This window comes from Stenotrophomonas maltophilia (genome assembly GCF_025642255.1).
Lineage (GTDB): Bacteria > Pseudomonadota > Gammaproteobacteria > Xanthomonadales > Xanthomonadaceae > Stenotrophomonas > Stenotrophomonas maltophilia_P.
This window is the reverse complement of sequence record NZ_CP106759.1, coordinates 2,220,787-2,237,029: the sequence shown is the minus strand read 5'-3', so window position 1 is coordinate 2,237,029 and position 16,243 is coordinate 2,220,787. Positions and strand designations below refer to the sequence as shown.

The 16,243-nt window shown below is 69.3% G+C and carries 13 protein-coding genes; 11 read left to right on the top strand and 2 right to left on the bottom strand.

Annotated elements, in window-relative coordinates; all coding sequences use genetic code 11:
- Positions 1-107: 107 nt before the first annotated feature.
- Genes glgA through glgX form a run of 7 tightly spaced genes read left to right on the top strand, consistent with a single transcriptional unit; the run spans position 108 to position 12,096 of the window.
- Positions 108-1,496, top strand: coding sequence for a glycogen synthase GlgA (gene glgA / locus N8888_RS10275; protein ID WP_430542983.1), 1,389 nt, complete (start codon positions 108-110; stop codon positions 1,494-1,496).
- Positions 1,493-3,727 carry a 1,4-alpha-glucan branching enzyme gene (locus N8888_RS10270; RefSeq protein ID WP_263174479.1) on the top strand — a complete coding sequence of 745 codons (2,235 nt, stop codon included), beginning with the start codon at positions 1,493-1,495 and terminating at the stop codon, positions 3,725-3,727. The genes glgA and N8888_RS10270 overlap by 4 nt, the downstream gene beginning before the upstream one ends.
- On the top strand, positions 3,724-5,442 hold the full coding sequence (treZ, locus tag N8888_RS10265) for a malto-oligosyltrehalose trehalohydrolase (protein WP_128988267.1): 1,719 nt from the start codon (positions 3,724-3,726) through the stop codon (positions 5,440-5,442). The genes N8888_RS10270 and treZ overlap by 4 nt, the downstream gene beginning before the upstream one ends.
- Positions 5,439-7,283 (top strand): 4-alpha-glucanotransferase, encoded by a 1,845-nt coding sequence (locus N8888_RS10260; protein ID WP_430542945.1) that lies wholly within the window; start codon positions 5,439-5,441, stop codon positions 7,281-7,283. Before treZ ends, N8888_RS10260 begins: the two co-directional genes overlap by 4 nt.
- Complete coding sequence (gene treY / locus N8888_RS10255; protein ID WP_263174475.1) at positions 7,280-9,853, top strand: malto-oligosyltrehalose synthase; 2,574 nt, start codon at positions 7,280-7,282, stop codon at positions 9,851-9,853. The genes N8888_RS10260 and treY overlap by 4 nt, the downstream gene beginning before the upstream one ends.
- Positions 9,822-9,992: a DUF2934 domain-containing protein gene (locus N8888_RS10250; RefSeq protein ID WP_080375226.1), complete on the top strand. Its 171-nt coding sequence runs from the start codon at positions 9,822-9,824 to the stop codon at positions 9,990-9,992. Before treY ends, N8888_RS10250 begins: the two co-directional genes overlap by 32 nt.
- Positions 9,979-12,096, top strand: coding sequence for a glycogen debranching protein GlgX (gene glgX / locus N8888_RS10245; RefSeq protein WP_065176123.1), 2,118 nt, complete (start codon positions 9,979-9,981; stop codon positions 12,094-12,096). The genes N8888_RS10250 and glgX overlap by 14 nt, the downstream gene beginning before the upstream one ends.
- A gap of 66 nt (positions 12,097-12,162) precedes the next feature.
- Here the strand turns inward: glgX and N8888_RS10240 are convergent, their stop codons facing one another.
- Positions 12,163-12,462 carry a branched-chain amino acid transport AzlD family protein gene (locus N8888_RS10240; RefSeq protein WP_053516356.1) on the bottom strand — a complete coding sequence of 100 codons (300 nt, stop codon included), beginning with the start codon at positions 12,460-12,462 and terminating at the stop codon, positions 12,163-12,165.
- Positions 12,459-13,193 (bottom strand): AzlC family ABC transporter permease, encoded by a 735-nt coding sequence (locus N8888_RS10235; protein ID WP_065176122.1) that lies wholly within the window; start codon positions 13,191-13,193, stop codon positions 12,459-12,461. Before N8888_RS10235 ends, N8888_RS10240 begins: the two co-directional genes overlap by 4 nt.
- Before the next feature lie 125 nt (positions 13,194-13,318).
- Between N8888_RS10235 and N8888_RS10230 the strand changes: the two genes are divergently transcribed.
- The 4 genes from N8888_RS10230 (at position 13,319) to N8888_RS10215 (ending at position 16,209) form a co-directional block, all read left to right on the top strand.
- A complete protein-coding gene (locus N8888_RS10230; RefSeq protein WP_128988259.1) occupies positions 13,319-13,783 on the top strand; it encodes an Lrp/AsnC family transcriptional regulator in 465 nt (154 codons plus the stop codon).
- 148 nt (positions 13,784-13,931) lie between these two features.
- Positions 13,932-14,612 (top strand): TonB-dependent receptor, encoded by a 681-nt coding sequence (locus N8888_RS10225; RefSeq protein ID WP_128988257.1) that lies wholly within the window; start codon positions 13,932-13,934, stop codon positions 14,610-14,612.
- 16 nt (positions 14,613-14,628) lie between these two features.
- Positions 14,629-15,159 (top strand): RNA polymerase sigma factor, encoded by a 531-nt coding sequence (locus N8888_RS10220; RefSeq protein ID WP_053516348.1) that lies wholly within the window; start codon positions 14,629-14,631, stop codon positions 15,157-15,159.
- Positions 15,160-15,228: 69 nt separating this feature from the next.
- Positions 15,229-16,209, top strand: a complete 981-nt coding sequence (locus N8888_RS10215) for a FecR family protein (RefSeq protein WP_317629491.1) — start codon at positions 15,229-15,231, stop codon at positions 16,207-16,209.
- Positions 16,210-16,243 lie beyond the last annotated feature (34 nt).

Genomic DNA, 16,243 nt, shown 5'->3' with positions numbered 1-16,243 from the left:
TTGCGACGCCTCCCGCTGCATCTGTACCAATCGGGACCCGCCGGGGCCACTCACAGCCGTTGAAGTTGCCGGAACTGGTACAGCGCGTGCTGTTTGTCGCGACCGAAATGGCCGACTTCGTCAAGGCGGGAGGCCTGGGCGATGTGGCCGCGGCCCTGCCACGCGCGGTGCGCGGCGCGTGTGATTCGCGCGTGCTGCTTCCCGGCTACCCGGAAGTGCTGCAGCGCCTGCCGCAGCTGCGGCCGGTGGGGCAGGTCAGCCCAAGGGCCGGCCTGCCTGCGTGCACCATCGGCATGGCGGTGCAGGCCGACGGCCTGCCGATCTACGTGCTGCTCTCGCCTGAGCTGTATGAGCGGGAAGGCTCGCCCTACGTGGATGGGCAGGGACAGGAGTGGAAGGACAACGCGGTTCGCTTCGCCACGCTGTCACACGCGGCTGCGGAGATTGCGGCCGGGCGTGCCGGGCTGGACTGGTCACCGCAGCTGCTGCACCTGAATGACTGGCCGGTGGCCATGGCCGCCGCCTACGTGCGTTGGGACCGGACGGCAGTGCCGACGCTGCTGACGATCCACAACCTGGCTTATCAGGGCCTGTTCCCGTATGCGCTTGCGCCGGTGCTGGGCGTACCGGCCGCGCACCTGGATGAACTGCACTTCCACGGACAGATGTCATTCCTGCAGGGCGGCATCACCAATGCCACGCGGCTGAACACAGTCAGCCTGCGCTATGCACAGCAGATCACCGCCCCGGATGATGGATGCGGACTGCATGACCTGCTGGCCCGGCGCGCCGCCGGCGGTCACCTGAGCGGCATCGTCAACGGCATCGACGCCAGCTGGGATCCGCGACGCGATATCCACCTCAAGGCGCACTTCGGCATCGGCGAATGGACCGGACGCGCGACCAACGCACATGCGGTGCGCAGGGCGTTCGGCCTGGCGCCCTCGACCGGCCCGCTGTTCGCGGTGGTTTCCCGCCTGGTGCACCAGAAGGGCCTGGACATCACCTGTGACGTGGCGCCACAGATCGTCGCGGCCGGGGGGCAGCTGGTCGTCATCGGCGGCGGCGAGCCGCAGGTGGAAGCACAGGTGCAGGCGCTGGCCCGGCGCTACCCGGGCCGGGTGGGCGCATTCATCGGGTTCGAGGAAGCGCTGGCGCGCCAGATGTTCGCCGGCGCGGACTTCCTGCTGATGCCTTCGCGTTTTGAACCCTGCGGGCTCAGCCAGATGTACGCGCAGCGCTTCGGCTGCCTGCCGGTCGCGCATGCGACGGGCGGGCTGGTGGACACCGTCGAGGATGGCGTGACCGGTTTCCTGTTCCACGGTGCCAATGCCGATGGCCTGCGCCGCTGCGTGGAGCGGGCGATGCGCACCTTCCGTCTGCCAGGCCTGCTGCAGGCCATGCGCCGCGCCGCCATGCTGCGGCCGGGCGGCTGGGATGCGGCCGGGCGAGCCTATCTGGCGCTGTACCAGCAGACCTGCCAGGTGGCCGCATGAGCCACGACAGCGCGCATCTGGCCGCCCTCGAGGACGACATCACCGCGGACACAGCACTGGATCACCGCATCGCGCCGGCGCTGGAGGACCTCGTCCATGCCCGCCCGGCAGATGCATTTGCCTGGCTGGGCCCGCACCGCCAGCGCGAGGGTGAACGGCGGTTGCGCGTGCTGGTGCCGCACGCGCAGCGCGTCGAGGTGATCGGAGAGGACGGGCGACGCTGGGATCTGCACCCGGGCCCCTTGCCCGGCCTGTTCGAGGGCGCCGCCGGTGAAGCGGCGGTGCCGCTGCTTGCCCTGCATTTCGAGCAGGGTGTGGAGCAGGTGCACGATGCCTATGCCTTCGGCCCGCTGCTGGACGAGGCGCTGCTGCAACGCTTCCATGCCGGTGATGCCGATGCGGCGCGCCAGCTGGGCGCGGTCCCGATGCAGGTGCAGGGGATCGCCGGCGTGCGCTTCGCGGTGTGGGCGCCCAATGCGCGGCGGGTCGCCGTGGTCGGCGATTTCAACGGATGGGATGGCCGACGCCATCCGATGCGGCTGCGCCATGCGGCTGGCGTGTGGGAACTGTTCCTGCCCGGCGTGCAGGCCGGTGCCCGCTACAAGTTCCGCATTGTCGGGGCTGATGGCCAGGTGATGCCCGACAAGTTCGACCCGATGGCGCGCTGGGCCGAACTGCCACCGGCCACCGCCTCACGCGTGCCTTCGGCGGCGCCGATGCAGTGGCATGACGAGGGTTGGAGGGCGGCCCGGCGCCAAGCGGGCGCCAGCGCGCCGCTGTCCATCTACGAGGTACATGCGGGCTCCTGGCAGCGCGGCGATGATGGCGCACCGCTGGACTGGGATGCGCTGGCCGACCGGCTGATTCCGTACGTGGCCGGACTCGGCTTCACCCACATCGAACTGCTGCCGGTCAGCGAGCATCCCTTCGGCGGTTCCTGGGGCTATCAGCCGCTGGGGATCTACGCACCGACGGCACGCCATGGGACGCCGCACGCCTTTGCGCGCTTCGTGGATCGCTGTCACCAGGCCGGAGTGGGGGTGATCGTGGACTGGGTGAGCGCACACTTCCCCAACGACGCGCATGGCCTGGCCGGTTTCGACGGAACCGCGTTGTACGAGCATGCCGACCCGCGCGAAGGGGTGCACGCTGACTGGGACACGCTGATCTACAACTATGGCCGCAACGAAGTGGCCGCTTACCTGATCGGTAGTGCCTTGGAGTGGGTGGAGCGGTTCCACATTGACGGACTGCGCGTGGACGCAGTGGCGTCCATGCTGTACCGGGATTACAGCCGTGCTGACGGTGAGTGGATACCCAACGAGCAGGGCGGGCGAGAGAACCTGCAGGCGGTCGCCTTCCTGAGGCGGATGAACCAGACCCTGCGTGAGCGCTTCCCGGACGTGTTGGTGATTGCCGAGGAATCCACCGCGTGGCCGGGGGTGACCGCGCCGGTGGAGGAGGGCGGGCTTGGCTTCACCCACAAATGGAACATGGGCTGGATGCACGACACCCTGCAGTACCTGGGGCGCGATCCTGTCCATCGCCAGCATCACCACAGCGAGATCAGCTTCGGCCTGGTCTACGCCTTCTCCGAACGCTTCGTGCTTCCGCTGTCGCATGACGAGGTGGTGCATGGCAAGGGCGCGCTGCTGGCCAAGATGGCAGGCGAACCGGCGCAGCGGCTGGCCCAGCTTCGTGCGTATTACGGCTTCATGTGGGCGCACCCGGGCAGCAAACTGCTGTTCATGGGCGGCGAGTTCGGCCAGGGACATGAGTGGTCGCACGATGCAGCACTGGACTGGGAACAGGCGACCAGCAGTGAGGGCCGGGGCCTGTCGCGTCTGGTGGGCGACCTCAATGCCGTCCTCCGCTCCGAACCCGCGCTGCATCGTGACGAGCGCGATGAACGCGGTTTCGACTGGAGCGTGGCCGATGACAGCCGCAACAGCGTGTATGCCTTCATCCGCCGGGATCCTGCCGGCAGCGGCCGCACCCTGCTGGTGGTGAGCAACTTCACCCCGTTGCTGCGCGAGGGTTACCGGGTTGGCGTGCCGCAACCGGGGCGCTGGACGGAACGCCTCAACACCGACAGCGCGCATTACAACGGCGGCAATGCGGGCAACCTCGGAGCGGTGCAGACCGAGCCAAGGCCGATGCATGGCCACGCCCAGTCGCTGCGGCTGACCCTGCCGCCGCTGTCCACGCTGTACCTGCAGGTTGATGCATGACCACAGCGTCGCCGCGTCTGGGCGCTTGGCGTGCGGCCGGTGAGGGGGTGGAGTTCCGTGTGTGGGCGCCGGACGCGGACACGATGACGCTGTGCCTGCAGGGCGCGCTGCGGCCGATGCAACGCGAGCCGGACGGTTGCCACTGGCTGCGGACACAGGCATCGCATGGCGACCGGTACCGGTTCCGCCTCCCTTCAGGCCAGGACGTGCCAGATCCGGCCTCGCGCTGGCAGCCGGACGGCGTCGATGGCGACAGCGCCGTGGTGCTGGACACCGGCAGGGCGCAGGCCACGTGGCAGGGGCCCGCCTGGCAGGACCTGGTCATCTGTGAGGTGCACATCGAGGCAGGCGGCGGCCTCGCTGCACTGACCGCGCAGCTGCCGATGCTGGCCGCAACGGGCATCACCGCCATCGAGCTGATGCCGGTTGCGCAGTTTCCCGGCCGGCGCAACTGGGGCTACGACGGTGTGTTCCCCTACGCACCGGCCCATGTCTACGGCGGGCCGGCAGCGCTGAAGGCTTTCATCGACGCGGCGCATGATGCCGGACTGTCGGTGCTGCTGGATGTGGTCTACAACCACTTCGGACCACAGGGCAACCCTCTGCGTGACTACGCGCGGGCGTTCTTCCGTGACGATCGCAGCACCCCCTGGGGTGAGGCGATCGACTTCCGCCAGCCCTGGGTGCGGCGCTTCTTCATCGACAATGCGCTGATGTGGTTGCGCGACTATGGCTTCGATGGGCTGCGCCTGGACGCGGTACACGCCATCGACGATGACCGCTTCCTGCAGCAGCTGGCCGATGAGGTGCGCGCGGAGGTGCCGCACGCGCACCTGGTGCTGGAGAACGAACGCAACCAGGCGCGGTGGCTGCGCGGTGCCTATCAGGGGCAATGGAACGACGACTTCCACAACGCGCTGCACGTGATGCTGACCGGCGAGCAGGAAGGCTATTACGCGGCCTACGCCGGTCGCGCCGACGCGCTGCTGGCCCGCTGCCTGGCAGAAGGATTCGCCTGGCAGGGTGAACCTGACCTGGGCGGCCATCCCCGCGGCGAACCCAGCAGCGACCTGTCGCCCGCGCGTTTCGTTGTATTCGCGCAGAACCACGACCAAGTGGGCAACCGTGCCTTCGGCGAGCGCCTGTCGATGCTGGTGGATCCGGCGCGGCTGCGCGCGGCACTGGCGCTGACCCTGCTGACGCCGATGATCCCGCTGCTGTTCATGGGTGAACCGTGGCAGGCGCGGTCGCCGTTCCTGTTCTTCACCGACTATGCGCCGCCGCTGGACGAGGCGGTGCGCGAGGGACGTCGCCGCGAGTTTTCCGGCTTCAGTGCCTTCGCCGATGCCGCCTCGCGTGCGCGTATTCCGGACCCGAACGATCCGGCCACCCTGCAGGTCTCGTACACGCCGCCGCCCGGCGATGATCCCTGGTCGCAGCAATGGCTGCGTTGCACAGGCGGGTTTTTGGCCCTGCGCAGACGCTATCTGCAGCCCGGCCTGCTGCAGGCCCGGTCGCTGGGTGCGCGGGTGCTTGGCGAGGGGGCGGTGCAGGCGGGTTGGCAGCTGCCATCGGGCCAATGGTGGATCGCGATCAATGTGGGCCCACGGCCCGTGGCGCATGCGGTGCCGGCCGGCGAGCGCGTTGTGGGTCCCGACGTTGCCGGTGTGCTGCCGGCAGGCGGCAGTGTTGTTGCGTGCTGGGTGGCGGCATGAGGACGGATATATCGGTTCGGGACGCCGCACGCCGGGCAGGTCTCCTGGAGCGCTGGACCGACGTGGCCGGCGTCGAGCGCGAAGTCGCGCCGGACGTGCTTCGCGCGGTGCTGGAAGGGCTGCAAGGCGATGGTGCGCCGGTGCGCGCCCGCTTGCTCACCGCCTGCTGTGGCCAGGTACTGGTGATGCCGGAGGCGACGGGGGCGGCGTGCTGGGTGGATGAACAGGGGCGCGAGCTGCCAGCACGGCCTGATGCGCAGGGGCGCTGGCGCGTTCCGGATCAACCGGGCTATTGGCAGTGGCGCCGGGGCGGGCGGCAACAGGCGGTCGCGGTGGCGCCGCCGCGAGCCTGGTGGCCACCGCGCCTGCTGCGCGGTTGGGGTCTGTCGGTGCAGGTCTACAGTCTGCGCGCCCGCGGCGATGCAGGCATCGGTGACAGCGCCGGCTGTGCGCAGTGGCGTGAGCTGCTGCAGCGGCATGGAGGCGATGCACTGGCGTTGAGTCCGCTGCACGCCGGCTTGCCACCCGGCCTGGGCCATAGCCCCTATTCGCCCAGTGACCGGCGCTGGCTCGACCCGCTGCAGGTATCTCTTCCGCAGGTGCTGCCGGAGGCTGCCGACAGCGTGCTGCGCCAGGACGAGGCACTGGCGATGGCAATTGATGCCGCCACCGCTGCACGCCGCATCGACTGGCCGCACTCGGCGGCATTGAAGTGGCGCTGGCTGCGACAGGTGCGCCACTGGCTGCGGCAGCAGGCACCGGCACAGTGCGAGCAGATCGAGACCTGGTGCGATGCGCAGGGCGAACCGCTGCTGCGCTATTGCCAGCATGCCGCCGACGGGATCACCGGGAGCGCCGACGACCATGCATTTGCGCAGTGGCTGGCGCAGCAGGGCTGGGTGCAGGTGCACGCGGCGCTGCGCAGTGATGGCGCGTCGATCGGATTGATTGCCGATCTGGCCGTGGGCTGTGCACCGCAGGGCGTCGAGGCACGCACCGGTGGCGCCGATCTGCTGCAGGGGCTTGAACTGGGTGCGCCGCCGGATGCGTTCAATCCGCTCGGCCAGGCCTGGGGCATCACCAGCTGGTCACCGTTGGCGTTGCACCGCGAGGGCTTTGCACCGTTCATCCGCGTACTGCGCGCCGTGATGGCCGGCCGCGGTGGCCTGCGCATCGACCACATCCTCGGCCTGCAGCGGCTGTGGGTGTTGCCTCACGGCGCTGGCGCCAGGCAGGGCGTGTACCTGCGCTATCCATTCGATGACCTGATCAATCTGCTGGTGCTGGAATCGTGGCGGCATCGCTGCGTGCTGATCGGTGAAGACCTGGGGGTGGTGCCGCCGGGCATCCGCCAGCGGCTGGCAGCCCGGGGCATCCTGGGCATCGAGGTGCTGCCGTTCGCCCGCAACGGCGAGCGCTTCCTGCCGGCGTCGCGGTGGCGCCGCGATGCGGTGGCCATGCCGTCCACCCACGACCTGCCGCCACTGGCCGGCTGGCTGCGCGGGCGCGACCTGCGCTGGCGTGCCCGCCTGGGTGAGCTGGAGGACCTGTCGGCGGCACTGCGCGCGCGCGCGCGGGATGTGCAGGCGCTGGCCGCGGTCTGCGGTGGTGACGGCGCGACCGTGGAGGACGGAGCGCTGTCACTGGTTGCCCACGCAGCGTCGCGGCTGGCGCTGCTGCCATTGGAAGATGTGCTGGGCAGCCGTGCGCAGGTGAACCTGCCAGGCACCGTCAGCGGGCATCCGAACTGGCGACGGCGGTTGCCGCTGGCGTGGGACGGTGCCGCCGCCGATGCGCGCCTGGCGCGCCTGAGCAACACGCGCCGCAGGGCAGGGCGATGACGAGGTTGCGTGCCACCGCGCGCCTGCAGGTGCACGCAGGCTTTGACCTGGAAGCGGCCGCAGCGCAGGTGCCGTATTACGCCGCACTGGGCGTCAGTCACCTTTACCTGTCGCCGATCGCGGCTGCGGTCCCGGGGTCCTCACATGGCTACGATGGCATCGACCCGGCCAGCATCAATCCGCAGCTGGGCGGCGAAGCGGCCTTCCGCCAGCTGGCCACCGCGGCGCGCTCACACGGCCTGGGTCTGATCCTGGACATCGTGCCCAACCATCTGGCGGCATCCCCGCGCAGCCACTGGTGGAGCGATGTGCTGATGCACGGGCGTCGAAGCCGCCACGCAGGCTGGTTTGACATCGACTGGGAGGCGCCGGGCTGCGAAGGCCGGCTATGGTTGCCGGTGCTGGACCGGCCACTGCACGACGCCGTGCGCGACGGCGTACTGCGGGTGGGGGTGGACGATGAGCGGCCAGGGTTGCGCCATCATGGGCTGGTCCTGCCGTTGTCGCCGCGCAGTCATCCCCTGGACGCCGCGCAGTGGCCGGCGTGGGCCGAACGCTGCAACCGCAGCGTCGAGCGGTTGCAGGCACTGCTGCAGCGGCAGCACTACCGGCTGGCGTGGTGGCGCACGGCAGGCGATCAGGTGAACTACCGGCGCTTCTTCGATATCAACGAACTGGCCGCGCTGCGGGTGGAGCGCGAGGACGTGTTCGAAGCGGTGCATGCGCTGCCGTTGCGGCTGGTGCGTGAGGGCTGGGTGGATGGCCTGCGCATCGACCATGTGGATGGCCTGTCGTCGCCCGGCACCTATCTGCAGCGCCTGCGCGAAGCGATCAACGCTGCCTGCGCAGCCGGGAGCCGTGATCCGGAGGCGGTGACCCTGCACGTCGAGAAGATACTGGCCGAGGGCGAGCAGCTGCCCGAGGGGTGGGCCTGCGACGGGACCACCGGCTATGACTTCATGGACCAGGTCGGCGCGTGGCTGCACGATCCGGCAGCGGCGCCCGCGCTCGCGCGCGCCTGGCAGGCGGCGAGCGGCGACACGCACGACTTTGAACAGATACAGCAGGACGCGCGCGGGATGCTGCTGCGCCAGTCGCTTCACACCGACTTCCAGCGCCTGCTGCGCAGTGCGCAGCAGGTTCTGCAGCCCCGGCTGGCCGAGGCCGACATCGGTACGGCCGCCCTGGCGCGCGGGCTGGCCGCGCTGCTGCGGCACTACCGCACCTATCGCCCGTATTCGCTGCGTGACGCCGGTGAGCGGAAGGCATTGGTCTCCGCTGCTGCCGCCGCGCGAGCCGCGCTGGACGGTGCCGGACGGGCGGCACTGGACCTGCTGCTGCAGGCACTTCCCGGCCAGGCACCGGCTGAAAGCGAGCTGCGCGTGCGCTTCGGGCAGTTGGCCGCGCCGTTGAACGCCAAGTCGGTGGAGGATACCGGCTTCTATCGTTACTTCAGACTGCTCTCACGCAACGAAGTCGGCAGTGATCCGCAGCGGCTGGGCATGCAGGGACGCGAGCTGCTGCAGCATGCAGCGCGGCGCCTGCGACGCCATCCCGAGGCACTGCTTGCGCTGGCGACCCACGATCACAAGCGGGGCAGCGACAGCCGGGCGCGGCTGGCGGTGCTCAGCACCTGCACGGCGGAGTGGCGGGATGCTGTACGGCGCTGGAGCCGGATGGCCGCCAAGGCCGGCATGCCGCTGCCGTTGCCGGGCGCCGAGGCGTATGCGCTGTGGCAGGCGCTGGTGGCGGCGTGGCCGATGCAGGGCGCCCCCGGTGCCGACTTCGCATCGAGGATGGCGGACTGGCTGACCAAGGCCCTGCGCGAGGGCAAACGGATCAGCAACTGGTCCGATCCCGATGTGGCAGTGGAGGACGCCGCCGCGCAGTGGCTGCACGCGCTGCTGGAGGGAGCACCCTTGCTGCCGGTGCGCGAGGCGCTGGCGACCTTCGTGGCCCGCATCGCGCCGGCGGGCGCCTGCAATGGATTGGCACAGCTGTGCCTGCAGCACTGCCTGCCCGGTGTGCCTGACCTCTATCAAGGCGGCGAAGGCTGGGACCTGAGCCTGGTGGACCCGGACAACCGCCGGGCCGTGGACTATCCGGCGCGGCAGGCATGGCTGCGGGACACGCGCTCCTGGCCCGCGCTGCTGCAGGACTGGCGGGACGGCGGCATCAAGGCATTGCTGCTGCGGCAGCTGCTGGATTGCCGCCGCAGGCACCCGCACCTTTTCCTGTACGGCGAGCTGCAGCCGCTGTCCGCGCCGGCGCGCTCGCCCTGGCTGGCGTTCGTGCGCAGGCACCAGATGCAGGTACTGCTGGTGATCGTGCAGCGCGGCTCGCCCGTCGCCGTGCCCGGGCCCGGCCTGAACGTTGCGCGTGGCGTCGCCACCGGCCCAACGCTGCGCGGCCTTCCGGCAGGACGCATGCGCAACCTCCTGGACGGACGCATCGAACATTTCAATGAAACCGCGGATGCAGCACGGCTTCTGGCTGGCAGCCCGCTGGCGGTATGGATCAACGAGGAGACGGGTAGGGATGGACAGCAGGGAACGACGGCAGCGGATTGAGGCTTTGGCCCACCAGATATGGGAAGCGGAAGGGCGCCCGGACGACCAGCAGCAGCGGCACTGGCACATGGCCGAGCGGCTGGTGGAGGCCGAGATTGCCGCGGCGCGCGGCGAGGAGGGCAGCGATGGCGAGCCGTAAGTGGGCACAGACGTCGCGCGTGCGCGAAGGCCGGCCGTTCCCGCTGGGTGCAACCTGGGACGGGCTGGGCGTGAACTTCGCGCTGTACTCGCGGCATGCCACCCGGGTCGAACTCTGCCTGTTCGACGCGCGCAACCGCGAGGTCGAACGCATCGCGCTGCCCGAGTACACCAATGAGATCTGGCACGGCTATCTGCCCGATGTAAGGCCCGGGCAGCGCTACGGCTACCGGGTGCACGGTCCGTATGCGCCGGAGGAAGGGCATCGCTTCAATCCCAACAAGCTGTTGCTGGACCCTTACGCCAAGCAGATCGTCGGCGAGCTGAAGTGGGCGCCCCACCTGTTCGGCTACACCCTGGGCCATCGCGATGGCGATCTCAGTTTCGACCGCCGCGACAGCGCCAGCTACATGCCACGCTGCGCCGTGATCGATCCGGCCTTCAGCTGGGGTGTCGAGCGTGCACCCGAAACGGCCTGGGACAGGACCGTGATCTACGAAGCGCACGTACGCGGCTTGACCATGCAGCATCCTGATGTCCCGCAGGCCGAGCGCGGCACCTTCTCTGCACTGCGGCATGATGCGGTGGTGGACCACCTGAGCCATCTGGGTGTGACCGCCATCGAGCTGCTGCCCGTGCACGCGTACGTGGACGACCAGCAGCTGCTCGAGCGTGGGCTGCGCAACTACTGGGGGTACAACACCATCGGCTTCTTCGCCCCGCAGCCGCGTTACCTGTCGATGGGCACCGTGGCCGAGTTCAAACAGATGGTCGCGCGGCTGCACAATGCCGGCATCGAAGTGATCCTGGACGTGGTCTACAACCACACCGCCGAGGGCAACGAGCTGGGCCCCACGCTGTCGTTCAAGGGCATCGACAATGCCAGCTACTACCGATTGGCCGATGATCGCCGCTATTACATCAACGATACCGGCACCGGCAACACGTTCGACCTGACCAATGCCGGTGCGCTGCGCATGGTGATGGACTCGCTGCGCTACTGGGTGACCGAGATGCGGGTAGACGGTTTCCGCTTCGACCTGGCGACCATTCTTGGCCGTGAGCGCCATGGCTTCGACGCCTCGGGCAGCTTCCTCGATGCCGTACGCCAGGACCCGATCCTGAGCCAGGTGAAGCTGATCGCCGAGCCCTGGGACATCGGCCCGGGCGGCTACCAGCTGGGCCAGTTCCCGCCGGGTTGGGCGGAATGGAACGACCGCTTCCGCGATACAGTGCGCGCGCTGTGGCGTGGCGATGGCGGGCAGCTGCCGGAGTTCGCCACCCGTTTCACCGGCTCGGCCGACCTGTTCGAACACCACGGCAGGCGGCCGTCGGCCAGCATCAACCTGGTAACGGCACACGACGGGTTCACCCTGCACGATCTGGTGAGCTACAACGACCGCCACAACGAGGCCAACGGCGAGGACAACCGCGATGGCCATTCGCACAATCTTTCCAGCAACCACGGTGTGGAGGGCGACACCGATGATCCGGCGATCCTCTCGTTGCGTGCACGGCAGATGCGCAACCTGCTGGCCACGCTGCTGCTGTCGCAGGGCACGCCCATGCTGCTGGCCGGCGACGAGTTCGGCCATTCGCAGCAGGGCAACAACAACGCGTACTGCCAGGACAACCCGCTGAGCTGGATCGACTGGGAGCGTGCCTCGCAGCCGGCGGCGCAGGCGCAGGTGGCATTCGTGCGGCGTGCACTATCGCTGCGCCGGCGCTATGGCCTGCTGCGCAGGAACCGGTTCCTGCGCGGTGAATACGATGAAGCGCTGGGCCTGCGCGATATCGACTGGCGGCATCCGGACGGCCGCAGCATGGAGGAGGCGGACTGGCACGACCCCGAACTGCGCGCGCTGCTGATTGTGCTGGACGGTCGAAGCCCCGACAGCGGCCTGCGTGAGCCCGGGCGGCATGTCAGCCTCGCCCTGCTGTTGAATGCCGGAGACCAGCCGCAGCGGTTCCGCGTATCGGATCAGGCGCTGTCGTTCCGGCGCGTACTGCTGCAGACCGACGAGGCGCCGCTGGAGCAGGACGGCACCGGCGACTGGACCCTGCCGCCGCGCAGCCTGTGCCTGCTCGCGGCCAGCAGCGCCTGATTGCAGCGCGCCCGCTCGGCGCGAAGACCGATCGGCAGCGCCGGGTCCCGCCCGGCCTGCCGTGAATCAGCCCAGCAGATGGCGCAGCAACCCGGCCGAGACCACGCCGATCAGCACGGTCGGCAGCATCGACAGCCGGGTGGCGGCCAGCAGGGTGATGGCCAGCGCAGCCAGATCGGCGGGCTTGTCGGCAACGAAATCCGGGGCGATCACCGAGATCAGCACGCAGCCCGGCGCGGCCTCCATGACCGTCACCGCACGCTTGCCGAGGGTGCGGTTGCGCAGAGCCAGGAAGCCGATGATGCGGGTGAGGTAGGTAACGGCTGCCATCAGCACGATGGTGAGCAGCGAGCTCCACTGGATCATGCCGCGTCCTCCGCCAGCAGCCAGGCGGCCACCAGCCCGGCCAGCGCACCGCTGGCGACGTACCAGGCGCCCGGAACCAGCAGATGGGTGCCTGCGGCCACCAGCAGGCTGACCAGCCAGGGCCGCGCTGCGCGCAGGCCCTGCCACATGCCACGCAGCAGCACCAGGAACACTGCGGGGAAGGCCATGTCGAATCCATAGGCATGGATGTCGCCCAGCAGCGGGCCCGCGATCGCCCCCAGCGTCGTGCAGGTCACCCAGACCCCATACAGGCCGGCCGAGGTGCCCAGGTAGTAGGCGAGGCTGAAACCGTGCATGCGCCGCCGCGCGTCGGCGACACCCAGGGCCCAGCTTTCGTCACACATGAAGAACAACGCCGGCAGCGTGCGACGGCGTGGCAGGTGCTGCAGCAGCGGTGCCAGGCTGGCCCCCATCAACAGATGGCGACTGTTGACCAGCGCGGTGATCGCTACGATGAGCGCGATGTGCGGAGGTGACGTCCACAGCTCGATGGCGGCGAACTCCGAGCCGCCGGCGAAGTTGAGCCCGGTCATGAGCGGTACTTCAAGCGCCGACAGGCCCTTCTGCGCAGCCTGTGCACCGAGCACCAGGGCGAAGGGAACGAAGCCGATCATCACCGGCACGGCAGCGCGCAGGCCGCGCAGGAACTCGGCGCGGGGCGTGACGTGGCAGGGGGCGTCAGGCGGAAGGAGGGAGGGTTGGGCGTCCATGTAGCGGAAGCGAGTGAGGGGGGCTTCATCGTAGCGGCGACGGCACGAAATCGGGTTGCGTTGATGCCATTCAATTGAGAATGTTGCGCATCTGATGCGGCAGATGGTCATAAGGCTGAAATCCAATGCAATCTCAACTCGATAACCTTGATCGCCGGATTCTCGAGGCGCTGCAGGTCGATGGTCGTCTGCAGAACCTGGAGCTGGCCAGGCAGGTCGGTCTTTCGCCGTCGGCCTGCCTGCGCCGGGTCCGCCTGCTGGAGGAGGGCGGCTACATCGACCGCTACGTGGCGCTGCTGAACGAGACCAAGGTTGGACGGGGCTTCACCGTATTCGTGCGGGTCTGGCTGCGTGGGCAGGACGAGGACACCACCAACCACTTCATAAACAGCATCAAGTCCCTGCCGGAAGTGCTTGAATGTCATCTGATGGCAGGCGATTGCGATTTTCTGCTGCGGGTGGCCGTGGCCGACCTGGACGCGTATCGCCAGTTCCAGATCCGGCATCTGAACAGGATCGCCGGGGTGCAGAACACCAAGACCGAGATCCCGATGCAGCGGATCAAGCAGACCACCCGGCTGCCGCTTTGAGGCCGTGCCGCGCCGGCCGCCGGTGCGGTGGTCATCGCAATGACATCTGCCCCCGGTAGGGTCTGACCCCGCTTGCCGGTCGCGCGCGGGCGACCTCCCGGTCGTGCCGCCTGCCTCCGTCACAGCTGCTGTCGCTGCCGAGGGTCATGTGTTCAACGTCAGGGGGCTGGATGGACGCCACGCGGTCAGAACATGGAGAGTGGCCATCGCTGCGTGGCTGCTGCTCGCCTTCGTCGCCACGGCCGAGGACGACGTCCGTGCCTACGACATTCCGGCGCAGCCGCTGGAGCAGGCAGTGGAGCGCTTCAGCGTCAGCAGCGGGTGGTCGGTGATGTACGCCGGCGAACTCGCTGCCGGTCGGCGCAGTTACCCGTTGCACGCCAGCCTGCCGCCGCTGCAGGCGCTGCAGACCCTGCTGCAGGAGACCGGCGTCGAAGCCGAGGTGATCGGCGCGCAGCGCGTGGTGCTTCGGCTGGGCGCGCAACCCGAACGCGCAGCCGGTCCCGTCGGCCTGCTACCGGAATCCGAGCGCAGCCGTCGTTTTGGCGGGCTGCAGCAGCGGCTGCGCGACGCGTTCTGTGACGACCCCCTGCTCGCACCGGGCCGCTACGCGGCGACGCTGCGTTTCCGCATCACCGCCGAGGGCCATGTCGACGATGCCGAACTGCTCGTCGGCAGCGGCGACGCCCGGCGCGATCGGCGCCTGCTGCTGGCTATCGGCAGGCTGGCGCCGTCCATCGACGCCGCCGCGTTGCCGCAGCCGGTGACGCTGCAGATCCAGCCCTCCCGTGCCGACCACGACTGCGGCCGGCGGCAGCCCCTTCCATGATTTCAAGGATTCGAACATGAGCAACGGAACGGCCGGGGCGGTGGACCTGATGGATCACCTGCTGGGGGCCTACGATGAACTCAAGCGCCGGCTGGTGCGCAAGCTGGGCTCGGAAGAGCTGGCAGGCGATGCGCTGCAGGACACCTGGATGCGCCTGAGCGCACGCCGCGACCGGCTGGACCCGGTGCAGAATCCGGCGGCCTATCTGTTGCGGATGGCGATGAACACCGTGATCGATCGGCAGCGCGCCGACCATCGCCTGCTCAGCCTGGAAGAAGTGGACGCGCTGATGGAGATGGCCGATCCGGGCCCCGGTCCGGCTCAGGCTGCGGAGCTTGATCGTGCCCTCGAAGACATGGTCGGCCTGCTGCACCGCATGCCCGAACGCCGCCGCCGGATCCTGCTGGCGATCCGCGTGGACGGCCTGCAGCAGCGGGACGTGGCCGAGCAGCTGGGCGTGTCGCTGCGGCTGGTGCAGCGCGAACTGAAAGCGGCCCAGGACTATCTGGCCGAGCGCAGCGGGCAGGACCGGCAGGTGCGGTTCTGACCGGCGGCGTCCGTCTACACTTTGACGCCGAGCAGAACCCCGCAGCGTGCGGGCATGGCTGGACTGCGCATGGACCCTGATGATCGCCCGCACCGCACGCTCGACGCCGTGGAGCGCCAGGCCCACGCGTGGGTGGTGCGTCTGACGTCGGGCGAGGCCACGGCAGCCGACGGACGCAGGTTCCGCCAGTGGTGCGCGGCCGATTCGCGTCACCGCGAAGCGTTTGCCCGTGCGCGGCGGCAATGGGAGCAGGTGCGCGTGGCCGGTGAGCAGGTCCCGGCTGCGGCACGCCAGCCGCAGGCACCGGGCCCGGCAAGGCGATGGAGCCGGCGTGCATTCCTGGGGGCGGCCATCGCCGCTCCCGCCAGCCTCGCCGTGGTGGCGGCGATCCGTCCGCCTTTGGGGCTGTGGCCGTCGGTGAGTGCGATGGCGGCCGACTTCCATACCGGCACCGGCGAGCGCCTCCAGCTTGCGCTGACGCCGCAGTTGACGCTGGAGCTGGATACGCAGAGCAGTCTGCGGCGCCGGATGGGTGCGGGCGGCGAGGGTTACGAGCTGGTGCAGGGGCAGGCGGCATTCGAGACCGCTGCGGGTTCACGCCTCGCACTGTACGCGGGGCCGGGCTGTGTGATCGCCGATGAGGGCGCAGCCCGGCTGGACGTGCGCAATACCGGGGGACACGTCCGGGTGACGTGCCTGCGCGGCAGCGCCCGCATCGAGCACCCGCAGGGCCGGCTACGGCTGCAGGCCGGACAGCAGACCCGCTACGACGAACGCCTGAGCGGCGTGGTGGCCGAGGCCGTGGCCGGCGAGGTCAGCGCCTGGACCGAAGGCATGCTGGTGTTCCGCCGCGCGCCGTTGCGCGAGGTGGTGGACGAGATCAATCGCTATCGCCGCGGCAGGGTCCTGCTCGGTGACGGCGCACAGGCGCGTGCGCCGGTCAGCGGTCGCTTCCGCATCGATGACCCGGACGCGGCGCTGGAACAGCTGCGGTTGACGCTGTCGTTGGAGCTGCGTCGCTTCCCGGGCGGTATCGCCGTCCTGGGGTAGAGCCCCCGGCCACGCGCGTCGCGTGGCTGCCGCA